The sequence below is a fragment of the Neobacillus pocheonensis genome (assembly GCF_050477905.1).
Taxonomy (GTDB): Bacteria; Bacillota; Bacilli; order Bacillales; family Cytobacillaceae; genus Neobacillus; species Neobacillus pocheonensis_A.
On the sequence record NZ_JBCNAD010000020.1, the window covers coordinates 346,468 to 368,315 of the forward strand.

Consider the following 21,848-nt stretch of genomic DNA (forward strand, 5'->3'; position numbering starts at 1 on the left):
AAACATTCTCCTCGTTAATAGACCAAATCGTTTTGGTACTGCATTGCCAACGCCTGTGAAAAATCCTTAATCAGATCATCAGGATTCTCAAGACCAACAGATAACCGCAGCAAACTATTCTTGATTCCGCGCTTTTCTCTCTCCGCTTGCGGCATGGCTGCATGGGACATTTTGGCCGGGTAAGATAAAATCGATTCCACTGCTCCAAGGCTTACCGCAAAAACAGGAATTTTTACGTTTGAAACAAACGATCGGACGGCATCTTCATCAGCCAATTCAAATGATAATACAGCGCCAGCGCCGATAGCTTGGGCTTTCTGCAATTCAAACTCTGGGTGATTTTCAAGTCCTGGATAATAAACTTTTTTAACAAGCGGATTTGCCTGTAAAAATTGAGCAACCTTATTGGCTGATTTTTGTGATTGTTCGAGACGGACATGTAGAGTTTTCAGTCCTCTTAGTACTAACCATGCATCCTGAACCCCAAGAACTGCTCCAAACGAATTTTGTAGGAAATAAAGCCGCTTCGCCAAATTTTCGTCCTTTACAACAGCAAGACCGGCCACAACATCACTATGTCCGGATAAAAACTTAGTCGCACTATGGAGCACAACATCTGCGCCTAGCTCTAAAGGCTTTTGTAAGGCAGGAGTAAGAAAAGTATTATCCACAAAGGTTAAAGCATTAATTTCCTTCGCAAGCACACTAATCGCCTGAATATCCGTTACCTTCAATAAAGGATTTGATGGTGTTTCTACATAAAATGCCTTTGTATTAGGTTTAATAGCTTGTTTAACTTGATCCAAATCGGTCATATCGACAAAAGTATGCTCAATTCCAAATCGAGTCAGAACTTCCGTTACCATGCGAAACGTTCCGCCGTACACATCCTCAGTGATAACAACATGGTCCCCAGAAGATAACAGAAGAAATGCTGTGGATATAGCAGCCATTCCGGAAGAAAAGGCAAATCCTTTTATTCCGCCCTCAAGCTCCGCAATCACATCCTCAAGTGCTTCACGAGTAGGGTTTGCACTGCGTGCGTAATCAAATTTACCAAACTGATCGATATCAAACTGATGAAAAGTAGAGGCATGCTGAATCGGCACACTTACCGCACCAGTAACAGGATCAACTTTGTGTTTATTATGAAGAAGCTTCGTTTCAAAACAATATTCTTCCGACTCCATTACACAATCACTCCTTCACTTACTTTGGCAAATGCCTGCTTAAGGTCAAAAAGGATATCCTCTGAATCTTCAATTCCGACTGAAAAACGCAATAATCTGTTGCAGACACCAGATTGAATCCTAATTTCTTCCGGAATATCCGCATGAGTTTGTGTTGCTGGATAAGTAATAAAGCTCTCCGTACCGCCTAAACTTTCGGCAAAACTAATCAGCTTTAAGTTCTGTAAAAAAGGATTAACCCATGATTCGTCTTTAACTCGGAAAGAAACCATGCCGCCTCGACCTGGATAAAGGACATCTGTAACCCCTTCATGTTTGCCAAGATATTCTACGACAGCCTTAGCATTTTTTTCGTGCTGTTTCATCCGAAGGGATAAAGTCTTCATACCGCGCATTAATAGCCAGGAATCGAATGGACTCAATACGGCACCTGCGCCATTATGATGGAAGGCTAATGCTTCACAAAGTTCCTTCCCTTTGGCTACAACAAGCCCAGCAAGAACATCATTATGGCCACCTAAATATTTTGTTGCGCTGTGGATCACAATATCTGCGCCAAGTGCAATGGGCTGCTGTAGGAGTGGAGTATAGAAAGTATTGTCAACAATCAGCAGTATGTCATGTTGTTTGGCAATCTTGGAGATTGCTGCAATATCTGCTTCCTGCATCAGTGGATTGGTAGGAGTCTCTAGGAAAATGGCCTTTGTTTGCGATGTGATTTTCTTTTCGACCTCTTCCGGACAACAGGTGTTAACATATTGACTCTTTAAGCCCCATTTTTTATAACCTTTTTCTAATAAACGGTAAGTTCCTCCATATAAATCCTCGCTAACAAGCCATTCATCACCTGATTCAAATAAAGCTAGGATCGTTAAAATAGCTGCCATTCCCGAGCTGCAAGCATAGCCTTGATCGCCGCCCTCTAAGTCGGCAATCGTTTTTTCAAGGAGCTGGCGTGTTGGATTCCCTGTTCGAGTATAATCAAACCCAGTAGATTGCCCAATTCCCTCGTGGCGGAAGGCTGTTGAAAAATAAACAGGCGGGTTCACGGTTCCAGTAGTTGTTTCACTGCGATTTCCAATTTGGGCAAGTTTCGTATCAATTTTGTACATAACGCACACTCCTTGTTTTTATAAATAAAAAAAGCCTTCTTATAAGAAGAAGACTTTTGTTAGCCGAACACATTGTCATTCTTCTTATCTCGCAAATTAGCAAATAATTTGCAGGACTTAGCACCTTTTCAATGAAAAAAACCATTGAAGGTTGCTGAGGTGTCTTCGGGCCATTCCCTCAACCTCTCTTGATAAGAAAATAAATATTTAGATTATTTATAAAATTTACTACATGGAGGACGTTGTGTCAATTGGTTTTTTAACCATTTAATTGGATAAAGCGCTTTCACCGACTTTTTTCCCAGTTTTTAAATTTAATAAAGTTAATGTATTCCTTGAAATCATCTTTATTCATTCCTTCTTTAATAGCTGTTTCGATAATAATTTGCCACTCCTTATCCAAAAAGTCCTTTCCATTTGAATTCATAGTATGATCATCTGTCTGATTCATTCCAGTTAGTAAATACTCCATGGAAACATCTAAAGTCTTCGCTAGCTTCATTAAAAAATGAATAGAGGGGTTTTTATTAAGATTCCGTTCGATGTAGCTTAAATAGGATTTAGAAATATTAGCCAACTCTGCAAGTTCAGTAATGGAATACCCTTTTTCGTCTCTTAATTTTTTTATTCGCTCTCCAATCATAAGTTTCTCCTCATTACCATAATTATTTAATATAAACCTATCAAGTGTTTCATAAAAAGAAAGCTTTTGGAATCAATGTTCAATATATATATATCAAAATATCATGTATCTTTTAATATTTTACAACATAATTAGTTCATTTTAAAGAACAAAAAATATAGAAAATTCGATTTTTTAAGAGAAAATTGCCATTAATTACGAAAAAACAAGCGAAAATCGGTTTTTTTGAGGTTGCTTTTTTGATTTGAGGGTTTATAATGTTCTTATTAACGAATTTAATTTTAGATAGGGAGCAACGATATTTTTTTACCTCATCTGTTCTATATTACAAACAAAATAGATATGCCCAATAAATCAATTATTTTAGGATACAGAGGTGAAATCATGAAAGTACTAGTAACAGGTGGGTATGGATTTATTGGTTCTTTTGTTGCTGAAAAATTTTTTTTAGAAGGTCACGAAATTTCCATAATTGATAATCTCTCAACAGGAAATCCGGAAAATGTAAAATTCAAACATAAATTTTATCAATTAAGTGTGGAAGATCCAATGTGTAAGGAAGTATTTCAATCTAATAGATTCGATGTCGTCATACACCTGGCAGCACAAGTGAATGTAACAAAATCAATGGATAACCCTTACCTGGATGCTCAATCAAATGTCCTTGGTTTAGCCAACATTCTGCAGTTATCAGAGCAATACGGTGTTAAAAAAGTAGTTTTTGCCTCCTCGGCAGCGGTTTATGGGCTTAATGAAGAAATTCCATTAAAGGAAGATGCATTGTGCAACCCTCTATCCCCTTATGGAATCAATAAATGGGTTGGCGAAGTTTACTGTAAAAAATGGAAGGAAGTATTTGGTATCGAAACCCTCAGCTACCGTTTTTCAAATGTTTATGGTCCAAAACAAGGAACAGTGGGCGAAGGCGGGGTTATTTCAATATTTATTAATAGTGTTTTAGCGGGGCATCCTCTTCAAGTTTATGGTGACGGGGAGCAAACAAGGGACTTTATATATGTAGAAGATGTTGCTGATGCTATCTATCGCGGTGTCCAATTTGAATTAAAAGGGGTCTATAATCTATCCACCAATACTGAGACAAGTGTTAATGATTTAATCTATATCCTGGAGAATTTGGCCAATATAAAGAAAGTAATCTATCAAGAGCCTAAAAAAGGTGATATCAAATTTTCAAGGTTGGATAATTCAAAGATGAAAAGGGATCTAGATTGGGAACCACTTCATAACTTTCAACAGGGTTTAATTAAAACTTATCAATGGTTCGAAACAGAATCGAAGAAAAAGTACTTATTGGTGGAATAAATAAAATTCTTCGTTCGTTTTAATGGATACTTACAATCTATATAAAGTGTAAATTATGAACTGTTAGGAGCAATTATGAACAAAAGGAGTACAATTCTATATTTTTCAGCGATTATTTTATCAGCAGTCATTATTGCTTTCTATATCATTGACAAGGATAACATGACCAAGGGAAAACTGGAGGTAACAAGGGCAGGTAGTGTGCAAAACGATTATGTTAATGTCGATGAATTTGGAGCCAATGGTGAAGATTCAAAAGACGATTATAAAGCCATACAGGACGCCATAAATTATAGCCATGATTCGAAACTTGGAAAAGTAAGGCTGCAAGGGAATAAGCGTTATATTATCACGAAAGGGCTAGTATTAAAAGAGGGTGTTGAATTAGAGTTTGATCAAAATACTAGATTAAGTATAGAAGGCAACTTCCAGGCAATTGTCCTGAAAAAAAATGCGTCCATCACAAATGGGATTATCGAAATAAATCATTCTAACTTTGATTTAGATGTTATTTATTTAGACGGTAATCAAAAAATTTGGTCAGCGGATAGAACCCAAATCAAAAATGTAACCATCTTAAACAATAGCGGATCACATAAGGGGACAGCCCTTCATCTTTACGCAGGTGGACCTGGTCATTTCATTTGCTTTGTTAATTTTTCTGACTTGAAAATTGCAGGCTTCCATACCGGAGTTAAATTGGAAGCTGTAAAACCAAAGGATGATAAATATAGCTTCATTAACGGAAATCGCTTTATTAATCTTACGTTGGATGATTGTATAACAGGCATTGACATTAAAAGTTCGATGAGTGTTCCAAATGAAAGTTCTGGTAATGATTTTAGCGGACTTCAAATTCAAGTTTCCAAAATTACAAAAGATGCAATAAAGGTAAGTGGTTCAGATAATAAATTCGAAGGAATCATTTGGGATGTTCATATTTTAAAGTCGAAAAAGGAAATAATAGAATTTTCAAAAGCCTCAACCAGGAATAGTTTATATTCGAATATTGAGTCAACCTATATTAAAGATAAAGGGTTGCATAATTATTATTCTTCACCGGAGGAGAACGCAAAAAGTTCGAAGTAGTATATATCCTCAAATTAAAAAGACTATTAACCATTTAAACCAGTCTCTATAAAATTACCAGAATAATAAAAATTTTTGAATTTTGGAGGTCAATATGGACGAAAGAATTGATCTGAAAAAGTTTTTTCGCATTATTAGAAAGAGAATTGTCACCATCATTGTAACCGTAATATGTGTTTCGCTTATTACTGTGGGCATATCCTTGTTTATATTAAAGCCAACTTATGATGCAACTGCGGGTATTATAATTGGCAAGCTCACAAAGGATGATGGTAATTATAGTGATACACAAGCACTTAGTACCCTGTTGGCCACAACCATGGATTTAATCAAAAGTCCGATTGTGCTGAATTCAGTTCAAAAAGAGCTGGATATGAATGATAAAGACTTGGAGAAATTAGAGGAACAGATAGTCGTTCAAAACAATAGAAATTCACAAATAGTCAATGTAGTGGTAAGAGATCACGATGAGAATGAAGCTAAAAAGCGCGCCGATATCATTGCTAATACATCTGTAAATAAAATGCGTGAACAGTTAAATGTTCAAGATATAGCACTTGTAAATGGTGATCCCTCTATTAAGCGCGTTGGGAGTTTAACATTAAATGTAGCAATCGGAATCGTAATCGGAATTTTTCTTGGAGTTGCCCTTGCGATGTTTAGGGAGTATTGGGACGATTCGATTAAGGATGTTAAAGAGATTGAAGGTATCGGAGGATTACCAATATTAGGGGAAGTAAAATTAAAAAGTATTAAACGAAAATCTATTAATAAAAGTAAGGGAAGAAAGCAACAGGCGGCCATCTTAACTGAAAATAAAAGGGGGCAAATTAGTGTTTAAGAAAAAAGATCAAACCAAAAAAATAATGCAAGATCCTATAAGTAATGAACAAATTCGGATAATAAGAACTAATTTAGAATCTATTTCCGAAGGTAAGTCTGCGATATTAATGGTAACCTCTACCAGTGAAGATGGTGAAAAGTCAATCATTTCATCTAAATTGGCCATTTCCTTTGTAGAACAGGGAAAATCAGTACTATTAGTTGATGCCAATACCCGTAACCCATCTCTCCACCATTGGTTTCAGATGCAAAATCAGAGTGGGTTCACGAATGTGATTGTAAATGAGGACGAGATCAAACTTCATATTAGAGAAACGTATGTTCCAGGCTTGTTTATTCTGCCAACTGGTCCTATTCCTCTAAATCCTTCAGAAATTTGGGTAACAAATAAAGTAATAGAATTGGTTAGGAATTGTGAATCAGAATTTGATGTCGTAATTTTTGAAGCTGCTCCTTATTTAACGGCAGCAGATTCACAAGTTCTAGCAAGTCAATGTGATGGAGTTATTCTGGTGATTAAAGAAAATAAAACAAAGAAAGAAGAGGTTCTTAAAACAAAGGAAAATTTAGAAAGAACGAATAATAAAATTTTCGGAGTCATTTATCAAACAGGCTGAGCAGGAATTGGATGACAGAATCAAGGTGTTGAAATAAGGTGGCTATCTCATGGAAAAATCAAAGAAAAATTCGATCGTAAAGAATATCTTACATTTGTTTTATAGCACAGCATTATCCAATGGCTTAAATGCAATCGCACTAATCGTTTTAGCTCATTATTTAGATAAAAACGCTTATGGTATGTTTAGCGTCGTGTTAGCCTTTGCCATGATTATGGGCTATTTTTCAGATGCAGGACTAAGTGTCATCGTCTTAAGAGAGGGTTCAAAGAAACAGGTTGATATATCCAACCTTATTTCCTCCTATGTAAAAATGAGAATGGGTTTGCTTTTTGCATCATTTCTATGTGGATTTATTATTTTTCATATAATTCACCCGGGACAGCCAGAACTAATACAAACAGCCTATATTTTAATGATTCCAATGGTTTCAGGCATTGCTTTACAAAGTATTGGGACTACTTATTTTCAACTGATTGAGAAAATGCAATATAACGGATTAATCCGGATTATTTCTTCCTTTTGTTTAGTAGTGACTCTTTTATTAGGAATGTTCCTTCATTTTGATCCACTGATTATGTGCACATTATATGGCCTTTCTTATTTAACGGCTGGTATTATTGGGGTTTACCTAGTGAGTAAAAATGTGAAGATCCGTTTAAAAAGTCGATTTCATAAAGGACTATTACAAAATTTAGGGTCTTTTACGTTAGGTGGATTACTATTTGTATTGCTTCCGCAATTAGGACCACTAGTATTGGAAAACACTATAAGCCTTAAAGAAGTTGGGGTTTTTGCTGTGGCTTATCGAATTCCCCAAGCATTGCAGCAAATTCCATTTATAGTTGCCGGGGCTTATTACCCAGTGATGTTTAGAGCCTTTAATAATAATCGTTTTGATGATCATTTAAGACACAATATTGCGCTGCTAAAAATCATTTCCTTAGTCGGGATGGCCATGACCATACCATTTTATTACATGTCAGATTTTGTTATTCACTTGTTGTTCAGTGATAAGTGGATTCAAGCCGCTCTTCCACTGAAAATATTGTCTGTACTCCTCACAATACAGGCGATAAATATTGCACTAGCTGATGGATTAACGACACGAGCATTACAAACATATCGGACTTTTGTTCAATTAATTTCGGTCATTTCTGGCGTCTTTCTTTATATCCTATTTAGTAAATTTTTTGGCGTTGTTGGTGCAGCTTTTGCCGGTGTCGTGATAGAAGCAATTGCCTTCTGCGGCTTTTGGATATGTATCCCTAATCGCTGGATTATTGCCAAAAGGGTAATCGTACCTTACGTATCCTTTTTTATTGCTAGCTTATGCAGCATCGACTATTTTCTAGGAGCATTCCCTCTTTTAGCAATGGCGGTCCATTTTGTTTTATTGTCATTGTTGGTTTTAGTCGATAAAGAGAATAGAGAAAAGATCCATAGGTATGTAAAAACATTAGGAATCAATCAAAGATGGAAAACGAAGAAACCTGAGGGGGTTTAAGGTGAATAATCAATTAACTCCAAAATCTTATTACTACAGCTTTTCAATCTTCCTTCTTTTTCTATTAGTAACATTGGCAAACTATTACATTTATGTAGGTTTTGCAATAAAGCCGTATATGATTTTCTTGATCTTGTTTTTAACAGTTCATATCGGTTCATTTTACTTCCAAAGACTTCATTTGTTTGAAATGGCAATGTTGTTATTTTACACGATGTATAGCTTATCTGGGTCCTTTGCCTTATATCCTGCCTCAAGTATCAGAATCATTTGTGGAATCATCCTTTATATTTTTTGTTATTTTATTATGAAATCTGTTATTGGAAACGCAAGAGATTTAGTGATTGAAAGAGCTATTGCAGATGCTGGAATCCTGTTTAATGTTGCAAGTTTGACTCTTTATTTTGTTGGATTAAAAAGTCTTGGTTTTGTGTTTGAAGGAGATAGAGTTTACCAATTCGGAGTTTTGTTAGATAGAGATTACCCCCGATTAATTGGACTGCTGCAGGATCCTAATTTCTTTGTGTTTTATAATACACTCTTCTTTTCTTATTTTCTTTGTAACTCTAAGTCGTTAAAAAATAAGCTTGGATTGCTGCTCTGCATTATTGCAAATCTATTAACCTTTTCCAGAGGCGGAATATTAATCATGGCATTTCTCGTACTGATTTATATAGTAATCAATAACCCAATGAAGCAATTAAAATTAATAGTAGGATTAACTGTCTCACTATTGGTATCTGTGTATATTACAATCGTCTATCTGCATTTTGATATATTCGGAATTTTACAATCGAGAGTTGGAGACCTATCACAGGATGGTGGAAGTGGTCGGCTAGAATTATGGGGGAGAGCATGGGATTACTTTACTTCACATATGGTTTTTGGAATTGGAGCCTTTAATTTTTCTGACTACAACTTTTTCCAATATGGAACTAACTTGCTAGTTCATAACACATTTTTGGAAATATTGTCGGAGTCGGGGTTATTAGGAATAACATGCTTTTGTCTATTTATCTTATTAGTGTTTGTTGAAATTTACCAAATTAAATTAATTAAAAAGAAACCGTACCTATTCTTAACATTTGTAGGGTTCATTCTTCAAATGGCATTCCTTTCGGTCATTATTAACGACATGTTTTTTATGTATCTGTCTATTTTGGCTACTTATTTAAATAAAGAAAAATACTCTCTAAAAAATGAAAAGAAAAAGGCATCTTTTTTTTCTGCCATAACTTCCTCTAAACCAAAAATAAAATTGAATGTTAATTATGGACGGAGCGATGGAAACAATGAATATTCTAGTCATAACCGATAAGTTAATTTTAGGCGGGGCAGAAATGTATTTTTGTAAATTAGAGAATCAATTACAGCACCCTAGTATTTCTTTTCACTATGCCGCTGGTTCTGGAGAGTTGTACGAGAAAATCAAACATAAGAACAACTTTATTGAAATGAGTAGAACAAAGCATCTGCACAATTTAAAAAAACTGCGGAATTTGATTAGTTACAAACAAATAGACGTTATCCATGCGAATAGCTTGAGAATGGTCCTTTACTGTATTGCAGTTCAGAAGTTAACAAAAAAGAAATTCAAGATTGTTTATACAAAACATAATATTACGGTTCTTGAGGAAAAATATCCGTCTATTTTTAAACATATATTAAATAACTATGTTGAAAGAATCATCACTGTCAGTGAGTTTGAAAAGGAAAATCTCGCCAAGGCTGGAATAACCCCGAGTAAAATTACCACCGTTTATAATGGTGTTGATTTAAAGCAGTTCGCTTTTCACAACAAAGATAAGGGTGAGTCGTTCAAGGTTGGGATATTAGCGAGGTTATCAGAAGAAAAGAATCATGCGTTATTTATCAAAATTGCCCATCAGCTTCGCGATATACCTAATATCATGTTTTATATCGCAGGTGATGGGCCTGAAAAAGAAAAGATAAAAGATATGATCCAATCACAAAATCTTGTTCACAAGATCAAGATGGTCGGCCCCGTTTACCATCCGGAGGAGTTCATTAAAAAGATGGATCTCTTATTACTTACATCCTACCGAGAAGTATTCCCAATGGTTATTTTAGAGGCGATGGCGGTTGGAACACCAATCATTTCCATAAATAAAGGCGGGATTGGTGAAGCGATAATTGGAAATAAGACTGGTTTCCTTATTAATGAGCATTCAGTAGAAGACTTCTGCTCAAAGATTTTAGATATTAAAGCAAATGAAGTGATTAGGAAGCAATTGATTGAAAATGCTTTAAGCAAAGTCCAGACTGATTTTTCGTTAGAGCAAATGGTAAGTAATACGTTAAAAGAGTACTTGAACTGTAGTTGAAGTTTCATGAATTTTAATTTATAGGCAGCTTGATAGAAAGGAGAATCGTAATGTATGAAGACTATAAAGGAAAATTTTTAAAAATCATCCTTGCACTTGTCGATATTACGTTAATGTATGGTGGATTTTTTGTTGCGAATTGGGTATTACATCATTTATCGATTGAGAACATGGAATCTTTCAGTACTTATTCATCGTTAATGCTCCTAGCCGCTACCTCAGTTTTTGTCTTTTATCTTTATGACCTCTATGCAGATTGGCGCCGAAAAAGTATTCAGCATTTAGTATATTCAATTGTATTATCGATGGCTGCCTTCACAGGAATAGAAGTAATAATTTCAATATGGGCACTCAATCTAGCTTTCAAGCCAAGCTTTATTTTTGTAGCATTTCTTATTCAGACGGTCTTATTAACCTGTACGCGTGTATGTATTTGGTATATTAACAAGAAATTACACGGTAAGAAGAAAGTCTATATTATCGGTGATGATTCAAACACAGGGCTGTATATCGCTAGTAAATTTCTAAATCATCAAAAGAAGGGGTGGTTTGAAATATTAGGATTTATCCCTATAGCCAAAAAGAGTCTTATCAATGATTATGTGACGAAGTGTGATCTATTCCTTATTAGTCCTACGATTAGAATGGAGGATAAAGAGGAAATTGTACGCTATTGTAACAAACATGGAAAAGAAATATTGCTGGTTCCGCAGTATTTTGAATTGTCAGTTCTTGGTGGTAATACACAGCAAATTGATGATATGCTGGTAATTTCGATAACTCCTCCCCGTTTAAGCGTAGGTCAACAGATTTATAAACGGATGTTTGACCTGGTTATTTCGTTAATTGTATTGGTTATTACTAGTCCTTTTTTATTGGTTTTATTTTTATTAATTCCGCTCACCTCAAAAGGACCTGCTGTTTATAAACAAGAGCGTATAGGACTTAATGGGAATCCATATTGGGTTTATAAGTTTAGAAGTATGATTCAAGATGCAGAAAAAAAGACAGGTCCAGTACTTGCTTCAGTTAAAGATCCAAGAATTACATTAATTGGTCGGTTAATTAGGGCTGTTCGTTTAGATGAACTTCCACAATTATTTAATGTTCTAAAAGGTGATATGAGCTTAGTTGGACCTAGACCAGAACGTAAACATTTTATTAATCTATTTAAACAAAAACTCCCTGAATACTCCTATCGATTAACGGTTAAGCCAGGTATAACAGGGTTAGCGCAAGTGCTGGCTAACTATACGACTCCTGTAGAAGATAAATTGCGCTTTGACTTATTGTATGTTCGTAATAGTTCCCTTTTGTTGGATTTGAAAATTCTACTTCAAACAATTAGAGTTGTTCTCCAGCCTGAACAAGCTCAAGGAGTAAAAGAAGCTAATGTTCACAACCAGAAGTTGCTAAATAAACTTGAACAAAACAAAGTGATTAATCATTAGAATACTTCTTTTTAGAGGTTAACACAGTGGGGGCGCGGCATACAAATACCTAAATTTACTAGGAGAGGGTGGAAAAACGAAAATGGAATCCTCAAGCGAAGCGGTTGTATCAATTATCACTCCATCATATAATTCTGCAAAATTTATTACTGAAACCATTCGTTCTGTCAAAGAACAAACTTTTACAAATTGGGAAATGATTATCGTAGATGATTGCTCATTAGATAACACTGTTAATATTGTCAAGAAGGCAATGATGGATGATTTTAGAATTAAGTTGATTGAATTAAAAAAAAATAGTGGACCTGCCATTGCAAGAAATAGGGCGATAGCTTATGCAAAGGGAAATTATCTTGCCTTTCTAGATAGTGATGATCTTTGGCTTCCCCGGAAATTAGAGCGGCAATTAATGTTTATGGAAAAAAATAATTTTGCATTTACTTATTCTGATTACAGGATTATGAGCGAAGAAGGGGAAAGAACGGACGTAGTATTGCGAGTACCAGTCAAGATGGATTATAAATCCCTATTAAAAAATACAATGATTGGGACATTAACAGTGATGCTGGATAAAAGAAAGGTAGGGAGGGTACAAATGCCATTACATCGGGATTGCTCCGAGGATTATGGACTCTGGCTTACTATCCTTTCAAGAGGAATCTCAGCATATGGCTTGAATGAGGAGTTAGCAGTATACAGAAAGTGTGAAGTTTCACTATCGAGCAACAAATTAAAATCTGCTCGGAAAACATGGAATACGTATAGGAAGATTGAAAACATCAATATCCCTTCTGCATTATGGTATTTTGCAAATTATTCACTTCACGCTTTTTTGAAACATTCAAAAACATAGAAAAAGACCCCTGAATATCTCTAAAATATTTGATTAGAATTTACCAATAATATTGTTTTTGTAGAACAGTCATTTTAAATTGCAAAATAGAGGCAGCAAAAAAATTTTCGATGAACAGTTCTTTTTTTAGAACATCTATAAGCTTTATATCGTGTTTTTGTGGAGGGACTATGAAAAGATTATTTGATTTGTTTACGGGTTTATTTCTCCTGTGCCTCTTCTGGCCAATCATGCTTCTAGTCGCCATTGTGGTCAGGGTGAAATTAGGCTCTCCGATTCTTTTTAAACAAAAACGAGTGGGATATAATGAGCAAATTTTTACACTATTTAAGTTTAGGACAATGACAAATGAAAAGGATGAAGCTGGGACCGATTTACCGGATTCCATTCGATTAACCAAAGTCGGACTTTTGCTAAGACGATTAAGTGTAGATGAGTTACCACAATTATTTAATGTGATAAAAGGAGACATGAGTTTGGTTGGGCCGCGTCCCCTGCTAGTTCGATATTTACCTTACTATACAGTGGAAGAAAGAAAAAGGCATTCCGTTAGGCCAGGAATTACCGGATATGCCCAAGTGGAAGGAAGGAATCTGTTAGATTGGAACAGCAGATTGACGTTAGATGTTAAATATGTGGAAAGCCTCTCTTTCCTTTTAGACTTGAAAATTATTCTTAAGACAATCAGTAAAACAGTAATACGGGATGGGATTGCTGATGTACCTGATCAGCAAATGTTAGATTTTGACGTGGAACGACGGATGAAAGCTTAGTTTTCTAGAGGTGGAATATATCACAATGAAAATACGTATTGAACCGTTAGGAATGAACAATGCCCATTTAATTCCAATACTGATTGAGTCAGGAATGAATAAGGATATTTATTCACTAACTATTTTTAGTGCAAAGGGTTACGGGGAATATATAAAGAATTTGCTTACAATTCCTGAAGAAAATCGAAGAGTGAAGATGTATGGAGCATTTGTTGATGACCATATGGCCGGATATACAGAATGGCGAATATTTGAAAATAATCTTTTTTTAAATAATATTTATGTTTTCCCTGAATATCAGGGAATGGGTATAGGGAAATCGCTTTTAGTAACACACGGATATAAGTTATTAGATAAATACGGAAAATCTATGATGTCACTTGATGTTTTTGAAAACAACTCAGAAGCAGTTAATTGGTATGAAAAAATTGGCTTTGTAAAAAAGGATTCTACTTACTGGTATGTTAAGGAGCAGCTCCCTTTAACGTCTGGAATCGATACTTATGAATCTTATATAGAGAATTATCCCAATGCTGAAGCAGAGCAAAAGGCCTATGATTTTTCAATGTTTACTTGCACAACTAGAAAGGGAGTTTACCAAATAGGCAGGATTAAAAATCAATTCTATCGATTAACGAATCCTAAATTCCTCCAAGATCTGGATTTGCTTCAATTTCTTTATCAGATAGACCCAAAAAGAAAACTGCTTCTATTGACAAACGAAGTATTCACTGACGACAACACCTTCACATTGGCTTGTATAAGCAACAGGATGAATTTAGAAATTTGAGTTGGGTCGAAATGAACCTTTTAAATTTAATTATGTGGGGGCCTTTTAGTGGTTTATAAAACATTTGACTTATGTGAAAAAGAAAACTGGCATAAATATTTAGACCAGTCCATAAGAAAGGATATATATTTTACTCCTGAATATTTAGAAGTTTATGAGAGAAATGGGGACGGGAAGGCGCAGCTCTTCATATACGAAGATGGTCAGGATTTCGTTTATTACCCGTTTTTATTGAGAGGACTTAATGACTTAAAATTTGCAGAGGATGTAAAAAGAAAATATGGGGATTTGTATGATATTACAACTCCATACGGTTATGGCGGGCCTATTACAAATACAAAGGATGAGATTAGGAAACAACAGTTATTTCGCCAATTTGAGGCTTCATTTCGATCGTACTGTTATCAAAAAAACATAATAACCGAGTTTGTACGATTTCACCCCTTAATTCGAAATGATCAGGATTATAAAGATATTGAATCCACTTTAAATCGTCATACTGTTTATGTTGATTTATCCTTAGACTTGGAAGACATATGGGCAAATTACGATAATAAAAACAGAAATAGATTACGGAAGGCAAAAACAAATGAATATTTTAGTATGGTCCATCGATCGCCAAGTGAATTAGAAAACTTTATGAATCTATATTATAAAACAATGGATAAGAAAAACGCTTATGAGTATTACTATTTTCAGAGAAGCTTTTTTGAAAATAATGTTGAACTTTTACAGAATCACTTGGAATTAATCGAGGTGGTGATGGGGGATAAAGTAATCATGTCGTGCTTTTTTATGCATTATGGTGAATTCATCCATTATCAATTATTAGGTTCCGATGAAGAATATCTAAAATACGCACCTAATAATTTTTTAATTCATTACGTTGTGGAATGGGCAAAGTCAAAAGGAAAGAAAATTTTACATTTAGGCGGAGGATATGCAGGAGATAGCGACACCTTGTATCGCTTTAAAAAACGGTTTAATAAATATGGAGATTTGCCTTTTTACATTGGAAAAAGAATTCGTAATGAGGAAATTTATCATGAGCTAATAAAGAACCTTCCAGTCGCTGGTGATTATTTTCCTATGTATAGACATCCAGATTTGGCCCTGCAAAATCTTCTAAGTAATCAATAATCTAAACTTTTTAAGACTAGTAGAAAGTATGCCTTTAAGGATGGATGTGATTGGATGGGAAGTAATAATAAGAGAATATTTCTCTCATCACCGCATATGACCGGTCATGAACAGAAATTCATCAATTTATCATTCGAAACTAATTGGATTGCTCCATTAGGTCCAAATGTAGATAGGTTTGAGAAGGATATCTCTCAATATGTTGGTGCAGCCGGTGCTCTTGCAGTCAGTTCGGGTACAGCCGCCATCCACCTGGCATTAAGATTACTGAATGTGAAGGCAGGAGATAAAGTTTTCTGCTCCACACTTACATTTGTAGCTAGTGCGAATCCTATTCTTTATCAACAAGCTGAGCCTGTGTTTATCGATTCAGAGTTTGATACATGGAATATGTCACCAATAGCTTTGAAAAAGGCATTTATGGACGCTGAACAAGAAGGAAACCTGCCCAAAGCTGTAATTGTCGTTCATCTATATGGCCAGAATGCCAAAATGGACGAAATCATAGAAATTTGCAACTACTATCAGGTTCCGATTATTGAAGATGCGGCTGAGTCACTTGGTTCCACTTACATGGGGAGAAAAAGTGGGACTATAGGTAAATTTGGGGTGTATTCCTTCAATGGTAATAAAATAATTACTACCTCAGGCGGGGGAATGCTTGTTTCGGATGATCGAGAGGCATTAGTTAGAGGGAAGTTTCTGGCTACGCAAGCACGTGATAATACACCATATTATCAGCATAGGGAACTTGGCTATAATTATCGGATGAGTAATATTTTGGCGGGAATAGGAATCGCCCAGCTTGCAGTGATTGAAGAAAGAGTAAAACAAAAACAGGCAATTTTTCAGAGATATGTCCGTGAACTAAGTCATATGAAAGAAATTGTTTTTATGCCGGAATACCGGGGAACACGTCATAATCGCTGGTTAACGACTTTATTTATCGATACGGAACACCCATTTTTCACACCATTTGAGTTAATACAGGAACTTGAGAAAGAAAACATTGAAGCGAGACAAGTATGGAAACCCATGCATTTACAACCATTATTCAGTGGATACAGGTTTTATTCGCATTCCAGTCATTTTAGCGTTGCTGATCGTTTATTTGAAAAAGGAGTTTGTTTACCTTCAGGGACGAACATGACAGAAGAGGAGCAATCACGGGTCATCCAAACAATCCAATCTTTTATAAGTCGTAAAAGAAAGCAGCATTTTATTGCTACGTAGGTAAGGGCGATATTTGTCCGTGTGTTCTTTAATAAGAACGATACGAAGTTTTTTTGAAAATGAAAAAAGAAAGGAGTGGTCAATAATGAGTTTTCTGAAACGGTTTCTTTCTTTAGTAGTGGTGGATTCTTTAATCGTGTTCACATCCGCATATATATGCAGTTTCCTATTGTTCTCAGGCTGTGTTGTTCCTAAGGTCCATTTGATACTTGTATCAACAACCTTGCTGTTAAGCCATCATTTCTTTGCTTATAAATATAAGCTGTATAAAAGTGCATGGGAGTATGCTAGTGTCGGTGAGTTGATAACCGTTCTAAAGGCCGTCACGTTATCAATCATAACGGCAGCGATTATTCAATTTATTATTGGCCAGCAAATATATTTTCGAATATTGACTACAACATGGATGATGCATTTGTTCTTTATTGGTGGTTCACGGTTTTCGTGGCGTCTTTATAAAGATAACTATTTTTCAGGAAACAAAGCAGTTAAGAAACGAACGCTTATTATTGGTGCAGGGTCAGCGGGAATGTTAGTTGCAAGGCAATTAAAGCATAGTGACGGGGAACTTATTCCTGTCGCATTTATTGATGACAATAAACAAAAGCAGCACCTAGAAATTTTGGGGCTGCCAGTACTTGGCGGCTTAAACACCCTCAAAGATACAGTCAATAATCTAATGATTGAAAATATTATCATTGCTATCCCATCCCTAAATAAAAAAGAATTGCACAGTATTTATCAGGAATGCACCAAAACAAAGATTAATACACAAATGATGCCATTGTTTGAAGATTTAGTAACAGGTAAGGTTTCTGTTAATGAAATTCGCAATGTAGAACCTTGTGATCTATTAGGGAGGGAGCCAGTTGAATTAGATACAAATTCGATTTCAAAATATATTTCCAATAGCGTGGTACTTGTAACCGGTGCCGGTGGATCGATTGGCTCTGAAATTTGCCGGCAAATTTCTCAGTTTTCACCATCAAAACTTATCCTACTTGGTCATGGGGAGAATAGTATTTATACAATTGAAATGGAATTGAAATCCTCATTGGGTAATAACATTCAAATTGTAACTGAAATTGCGGATATTACGGACCGGGATAAAATTTCTGCAATTATGAATGAATATAGACCAAAGGTGGTATTTCATGCAGCGGCACATAAGCATGTTCCTTTAATGGAGAGAAATCCAGAAGAAGCCATTAAGAACAATGTGATTGGAACAAAAAATGTTGCCGAAGCAGCAGGAGAAAATAGTGTTGAAACCTTTGTAATGATTTCTACTGATAAGGCAGTAAACCCAACAAGTGTAATGGGAGCTACGAAGAGAATTGCTGAGATGATTGTGCAGGAGCTAAATCAAAAAAGCAACACAAGGTTCGTTGCAGTCCGCTTTGGCAATGTGTTGGGAAGCAGGGGAAGTGTCATCCCGCTGTTCAAGGAACAAATCTCGAAAGGCGGCCCTGTAACGGTTACACACCCTGAAATGACAAGGTATTTTATGACAATCCCCGAAGCTTCTAGACTTGTTTTACAGGCTGGAGCACGTGCGCAAGGCGGGGAAATTTTTGTTCTTGATATGGGAGAGCCAGTAAAAATCGTGGATTTGGCTAAAAATTTAATCCGCTTATCCGGCTATTCGGAGAATGAGATAGAAATTACTTACTCTGGAATAAGACCAGGTGAAAAACTTTTTGAAGAAATTCTAAACCAAAATGAAGTACAGGATTATCAGATCCATCCAAAAATATTCGTAGGTAAACCAGTGAATGTAGACCTAACGAAAATTACAGACTTACTTGAAAATTTTATCCATAAAGATAGAGAAACACTTAAGGAAGTACTGCTGTTTATGACCAATCAACCCAGACAAACTAAAGAAACCATGAAAGTAGTTGTCTAGTAGTAATGCTAACTTAAGGTCGGATGGAGAGTGGAAGGATGGTAACAAATAGTAGAGAAATTCTTTTAGTCGCTCCCTTTACAATACTCCCAGGTGAAAAAGGATTTAATAGATTCACTTATATTGCAGACAAATTAAGCAGCAAGGGTCATAAGGTAACATTACTTACAAGTAATTTTAAACATAGTGATAAAAACTTTCGCGATAAAAATATAATAGAAAAAATCAATAGAAGCGTGAAATATAAAATCATCATGCTGGATGAACTAGGATACAAAAAGAATATTGGTATTGATCGGATCCAAAGCCATAGACACTTTTCCAAACAACTGCAGCTATATTTAAAAAATATTAAGCAAAAGCCTGACGTGATATATTGTGCCTATCCGATGATGGATGCTGCTTTTATTGCTGGACGGTATGCGAAGAAGCTTCGGATACCATTTATTATGGATATTCAGGACGTATGGCCTGAGGCAATTAAAAATGCCATTCCTCTTCCGGAGGTATTGGTGGATGTCATCTTATATCCACTTTCAGTCTATGCAAATAAAATCTACAGCTTAGCAGACTACGTTGTTGGTGTTTCAAAAAGTTATGTACAGCGTGTAAATAAAGTCAATTTAAATGCCAGAAGTTATTTACCTATTTTTATCGGAACAGATCTAGGCGTTTTTGATAACTATAAAAAAAATCATGTAAAGAAAGAACCAAATGAATTTTGGATTACCTATATTGGTACCATTAGCTATAGTTATGATCTGGAAACAGTGATTCGTGCAGTCTCTATGCTAAAAGACAAAGGGAAATCCAATATTGTGTTTAAAGTATTCGGGTCAGGACCCTTACAGCCAAAATTTGAAAAGTTGGCCCAACAATTGGATGCACCTGTCGATTTTATGGGACATTTTAAATACGAGGAGATGATTCCATATTTAGTACGTTCTGATATAGCAGCCAATGCAATCAGTAAGGGTGCGCAACAAAGTATTACAAATAAAATTGGAGACTTTTTATCAGCTAGTTTACCTATATTAAATAGCAGCCTTAATAAGGAGTTTATGGATATGGTGAATGCTGAGAAAATTGGATATAACTATGATCCTGGTGATTCTGTAAAATTAGCTGCATTAATTGAGCGGCTTTATAATAATGAAGGTTTACGTTCAGCACATGGTGAAAACGCCAGAAGATTAGCAGAAGAAAAATTTGATAGAAGACATTCATACGGTGAAATTTATAGCCTTATTGAACAAGCAACTGTTTAAGGATGATCCGCATTTTGCGAAAAAGAGTTTTTTTACCAATAATTATATTAATTATCCTTGTTCTATTCTTTGCAGGGAGATTTCTAGTTATAAATGAAGAACCAAAAAAAGTGGATGCCATCGTTGTATTAAGTGGAGGGGAAGGGCGTCTAGAAAAAGGAATGGAACTCTATAAGTCGGGGTATGCAAGTACAATTATTGTATCAAATGGATTGGCGGACAATCTATGGAAACAGGCTATTACCCAATTACCAAGGAAATCGGTAATATTAGAAGATAAGGCTGATAGTACATATGAAAGTGCAGCCAATGTGAAGAAAATAATGGAAAATAATAATTACCACTCTGCAATCGTAGTCTCATCTGATTATCATATGAGGAGAGTTAAGTACAATTTCATCAGGGTAAATAAGGGGAGCCATATGGAGCTAATTTATGTATCTAGTGCTTCTTCATATGATCCAAAGCTATGGTGGATGAGTAAGCGCAGCCTTGGTACCACAATTAGTGAATATATAAAAATAATTGGCAACACCTTTGGGGTTTATGGAAACGATGCAAAAAGAAAATTATACCAATATATAGGAGTATACTTTGATGAATAATACTAACGGTACTATTTTATTTTCATAGGAAGGGAGCGAGAATTTTGCCGAAAAAATTAATAAATGAAATATTCCTAATGAGAAGTATTTCTTGTTTAAGTATTTTACTTCTCCATTCACTGGCTAGAGCTTATGGTGATGAAAATCATACAGTCAACATGCTAAGAGTCTTATTAACCTTTGGTACACCTACCTTTATTTTTATTTCGGAATTTATCTTGTCACGTTCTTACCCACAAGATCTTCCGTCCAATTTTTGGTCTAAACGGCTAAAATATATTATGATACCTTATATTTTGTTTGGTACATTTTATGCCCTCTTAAAAGCCTTCGAACAGTCAATAAGTTCGGGAAATAATTTGCTTAGTTCATTTGGGGATTTTTTATGGCGGCATCTATTATTGGGGGATTACCATGGGTATTTTATCTTAGTTATTTTTCAATTTTACCTGCTGCATTATTTCTTCCATAAATATTTGAAAAAGTGGAAACCTTCCTTGGTAATGGGCATTGCCCTACTGATCAACTTAGCTTATTTAGGATTTTTTAATTTTGTCAAACCGTATCCAACTGTAATAGGTGTATATATCTGGGAAAAATTCTATTGGATACCCTTTTTTGGCTGGTTGTTCTATTTTACGCTTGCCTATTACTGTGGGAGAAACTTTTCACTTTTTATTAACTTTTTAAGTAAAAATGCAAAATGGATCATTAGTAGTCCTTTGCTAATCGGAACCATTTGTTTATTGTTATTTGACTCACAGATAATCTCTAGTATTTCATCCAAAAGAGTGGATATGGTTTTTTTTACCACAAGTATGATTTTGTTGATTTATTATATTGCTACAAAAATTCCTAAAGTACCTAAAATCTTCGTTTGGATTAGTCAATATTCATTCGGTATTTATTTAATCCATCCTGTGTTTCTAGCTTTGATGTATGCAGCTTTCACTCGATTCTCCTTAGAAATTCATCCATTTGTCCTTACTGTATTCTATTTCATTGGAAGTGTGTTACTGTCAATCGCCTCTACATTTGTTCTGAACAAAATTCCATATGGAATCTATTTTGCAGGGAAAATATCGATAGGAATGAATGATAAAAAAATAGTAACCAAACAGTTCTGGATAGAAAAACGATACATGGATAAGCCTTAA

Annotated in this window: 20 protein-coding genes and 1 riboswitch; of the genes, 17 read left to right on the forward strand and 3 right to left on the reverse strand. The window is 35.3% G+C overall.

The window, feature by feature from the left end; translation table 11 throughout:
• Positions 1-14 precede the first annotated feature (14 nt).
• The 3 genes from metC to ABES02_RS11865 all read right to left on the reverse strand — a co-directional run bounded on the left by metC (position 15) and on the right by ABES02_RS11865 (position 2,945).
• Positions 15-1,190 carry a cystathionine beta-lyase gene (gene metC / locus ABES02_RS11855; protein ID WP_430134628.1) on the reverse strand — a complete coding sequence of 392 codons (1,176 nt, stop codon included), beginning with the start codon at positions 1,188-1,190 and terminating at the stop codon, positions 15-17.
• Positions 1,190-2,302: a methionine biosynthesis PLP-dependent protein gene (locus tag ABES02_RS11860; protein ID WP_430134631.1), complete on the reverse strand. Its 1,113-nt coding sequence runs from the start codon at positions 2,300-2,302 to the stop codon at positions 1,190-1,192. The genes metC and ABES02_RS11860 overlap by 1 nt, the downstream gene beginning before the upstream one ends.
• Positions 2,303-2,383: 81 nt before the next feature.
• Positions 2,384-2,500, reverse strand: a riboswitch (SAM riboswitch).
• A gap of 88 nt (positions 2,501-2,588) precedes the next feature.
• Positions 2,589-2,945 carry a helix-turn-helix domain-containing protein gene (locus tag ABES02_RS11865; RefSeq protein WP_430134634.1) on the reverse strand — a complete coding sequence of 119 codons (357 nt, stop codon included), beginning with the start codon at positions 2,943-2,945 and terminating at the stop codon, positions 2,589-2,591.
• Positions 2,946-3,329: 384 nt separating this feature from the next.
• On the opposite strand from ABES02_RS11865, the gene ABES02_RS11870 reads away from it, so the two are divergent.
• The 17 genes from ABES02_RS11870 to ABES02_RS11950 all read left to right on the forward strand — a co-directional run bounded on the left by ABES02_RS11870 (position 3,330) and on the right by ABES02_RS11950 (position 21,848).
• The gene (locus tag ABES02_RS11870) at positions 3,330-4,268 is read left to right on the forward strand and encodes an NAD-dependent epimerase/dehydratase family protein (RefSeq protein WP_430134636.1); all 939 of its coding nucleotides are present in this window, start codon (positions 3,330-3,332) and stop codon (positions 4,266-4,268) included.
• Between the two features lie 75 nt (positions 4,269-4,343).
• A complete protein-coding gene (locus ABES02_RS11875; RefSeq protein WP_430134639.1) occupies positions 4,344-5,357 on the forward strand; it encodes a glycosyl hydrolase family 28-related protein in 1,014 nt (337 codons plus the stop codon).
• Positions 5,358-5,451: 94 nt separating this feature from the next.
• Positions 5,452-6,198, forward strand: coding sequence for a YveK family protein (locus ABES02_RS11880; RefSeq protein ID WP_430134641.1), 747 nt, complete (start codon positions 5,452-5,454; stop codon positions 6,196-6,198).
• Entirely contained in the window at positions 6,191-6,817 is a 627-nt protein-coding gene (locus ABES02_RS11885) for a CpsD/CapB family tyrosine-protein kinase (protein WP_430134643.1), read from the forward strand. The genes ABES02_RS11880 and ABES02_RS11885 overlap by 8 nt, the downstream gene beginning before the upstream one ends.
• 49 nt (positions 6,818-6,866) lie before the next feature.
• The gene (locus ABES02_RS11890) at positions 6,867-8,324 is read left to right on the forward strand and encodes an oligosaccharide flippase family protein (RefSeq protein WP_430134646.1); all 1,458 of its coding nucleotides are present in this window, start codon (positions 6,867-6,869) and stop codon (positions 8,322-8,324) included.
• A gap of 1 nt (position 8,325) precedes the next feature.
• Positions 8,326-9,642: an O-antigen ligase family protein gene (locus tag ABES02_RS11895; protein WP_430134648.1), complete on the forward strand. Its 1,317-nt coding sequence runs from the start codon at positions 8,326-8,328 to the stop codon at positions 9,640-9,642.
• On the forward strand, positions 9,617-10,669 hold the full coding sequence (locus ABES02_RS11900; protein WP_430134927.1) for a glycosyltransferase family 4 protein: 1,053 nt from the start codon (positions 9,617-9,619) through the stop codon (positions 10,667-10,669). The genes ABES02_RS11895 and ABES02_RS11900 overlap by 26 nt, the downstream gene beginning before the upstream one ends.
• A gap of 50 nt (positions 10,670-10,719) precedes the next feature.
• Positions 10,720-12,120: a sugar transferase gene (locus ABES02_RS11905; RefSeq protein WP_430134651.1), complete on the forward strand. Its 1,401-nt coding sequence runs from the start codon at positions 10,720-10,722 to the stop codon at positions 12,118-12,120.
• An 82-nt stretch (positions 12,121-12,202) separates the two neighbouring features.
• Positions 12,203-12,973 carry a glycosyltransferase family 2 protein gene (locus tag ABES02_RS11910; RefSeq protein ID WP_430134654.1) on the forward strand — a complete coding sequence of 257 codons (771 nt, stop codon included), beginning with the start codon at positions 12,203-12,205 and terminating at the stop codon, positions 12,971-12,973.
• A 170-nt stretch (positions 12,974-13,143) separates the two neighbouring features.
• Entirely contained in the window at positions 13,144-13,746 is a 603-nt protein-coding gene (locus ABES02_RS11915; protein ID WP_430134656.1) for a sugar transferase, read from the forward strand.
• A gap of 25 nt (positions 13,747-13,771) precedes the next feature.
• Positions 13,772-14,536, forward strand: coding sequence for a GNAT family N-acetyltransferase (locus ABES02_RS11920; protein ID WP_430134659.1), 765 nt, complete (start codon positions 13,772-13,774; stop codon positions 14,534-14,536).
• A gap of 48 nt (positions 14,537-14,584) precedes the next feature.
• Positions 14,585-15,676 carry a GNAT family N-acetyltransferase gene (locus tag ABES02_RS11925; protein ID WP_430134662.1) on the forward strand — a complete coding sequence of 364 codons (1,092 nt, stop codon included), beginning with the start codon at positions 14,585-14,587 and terminating at the stop codon, positions 15,674-15,676.
• A 54-nt stretch (positions 15,677-15,730) separates the two neighbouring features.
• Entirely contained in the window at positions 15,731-16,909 is a 1,179-nt protein-coding gene (locus ABES02_RS11930; protein ID WP_430134664.1) for a DegT/DnrJ/EryC1/StrS family aminotransferase, read from the forward strand.
• A gap of 85 nt (positions 16,910-16,994) precedes the next feature.
• A complete protein-coding gene (locus ABES02_RS11935; RefSeq protein WP_430134666.1) occupies positions 16,995-18,818 on the forward strand; it encodes a polysaccharide biosynthesis protein in 1,824 nt (607 codons plus the stop codon).
• Between the two features lie 38 nt (positions 18,819-18,856).
• On the forward strand, positions 18,857-20,086 hold the full coding sequence (locus ABES02_RS11940) for a glycosyltransferase family 4 protein (protein ID WP_430134670.1): 1,230 nt from the start codon (positions 18,857-18,859) through the stop codon (positions 20,084-20,086).
• 14 nt (positions 20,087-20,100) lie between these two features.
• Positions 20,101-20,691 (forward strand): YdcF family protein, encoded by a 591-nt coding sequence (locus tag ABES02_RS11945; protein ID WP_430134672.1) that lies wholly within the window; start codon positions 20,101-20,103, stop codon positions 20,689-20,691.
• 44 nt (positions 20,692-20,735) lie between these two features.
• Positions 20,736-21,848, forward strand: a complete 1,113-nt coding sequence (locus ABES02_RS11950) for an acyltransferase family protein (protein WP_430134675.1) — start codon at positions 20,736-20,738, stop codon at positions 21,846-21,848.

Coding starts and splice junctions, on each gene's coding strand:
- metC (WP_430134628.1), bottom strand. CDS start 1,190: ATGGAGTCGGAAGAATATTGTTTTGAAACGAAGCTTCTTCATAATAAA.
- ABES02_RS11860 (WP_430134631.1), bottom strand. CDS start 2,302: ATGTACAAAATTGATACGAAACTTGCCCAAATTGGAAATCGCAGTGAA.
- ABES02_RS11865 (WP_430134634.1), bottom strand. CDS start 2,945: ATGATTGGAGAGCGAATAAAAAAATTAAGAGACGAAAAAGGGTATTCC.
- ABES02_RS11870 (WP_430134636.1), top strand. CDS start 3,330: ATGAAAGTACTAGTAACAGGTGGGTATGGATTTATTGGTTCTTTTGTT.
- ABES02_RS11875 (WP_430134639.1), top strand. CDS start 4,344: ATGAACAAAAGGAGTACAATTCTATATTTTTCAGCGATTATTTTATCA.
- ABES02_RS11880 (WP_430134641.1), top strand. CDS start 5,452: ATGGACGAAAGAATTGATCTGAAAAAGTTTTTTCGCATTATTAGAAAG.
- ABES02_RS11890 (WP_430134646.1), top strand. CDS start 6,867: ATGGAAAAATCAAAGAAAAATTCGATCGTAAAGAATATCTTACATTTG.
- ABES02_RS11900 (WP_430134927.1), top strand. CDS start 9,617: ATGAATATTCTAGTCATAACCGATAAGTTAATTTTAGGCGGGGCAGAA.
- ABES02_RS11905 (WP_430134651.1), top strand. CDS start 10,720: ATGTATGAAGACTATAAAGGAAAATTTTTAAAAATCATCCTTGCACTT.
- ABES02_RS11910 (WP_430134654.1), top strand. CDS start 12,203: ATGGAATCCTCAAGCGAAGCGGTTGTATCAATTATCACTCCATCATAT.
- ABES02_RS11915 (WP_430134656.1), top strand. CDS start 13,144: ATGAAAAGATTATTTGATTTGTTTACGGGTTTATTTCTCCTGTGCCTC.
- ABES02_RS11920 (WP_430134659.1), top strand. CDS start 13,772: ATGAAAATACGTATTGAACCGTTAGGAATGAACAATGCCCATTTAATT.
- ABES02_RS11930 (WP_430134664.1), top strand. CDS start 15,731: ATGGGAAGTAATAATAAGAGAATATTTCTCTCATCACCGCATATGACC.
- ABES02_RS11935 (WP_430134666.1), top strand. CDS start 16,995: ATGAGTTTTCTGAAACGGTTTCTTTCTTTAGTAGTGGTGGATTCTTTA.
- ABES02_RS11940 (WP_430134670.1), top strand. CDS start 18,857: ATGGTAACAAATAGTAGAGAAATTCTTTTAGTCGCTCCCTTTACAATA.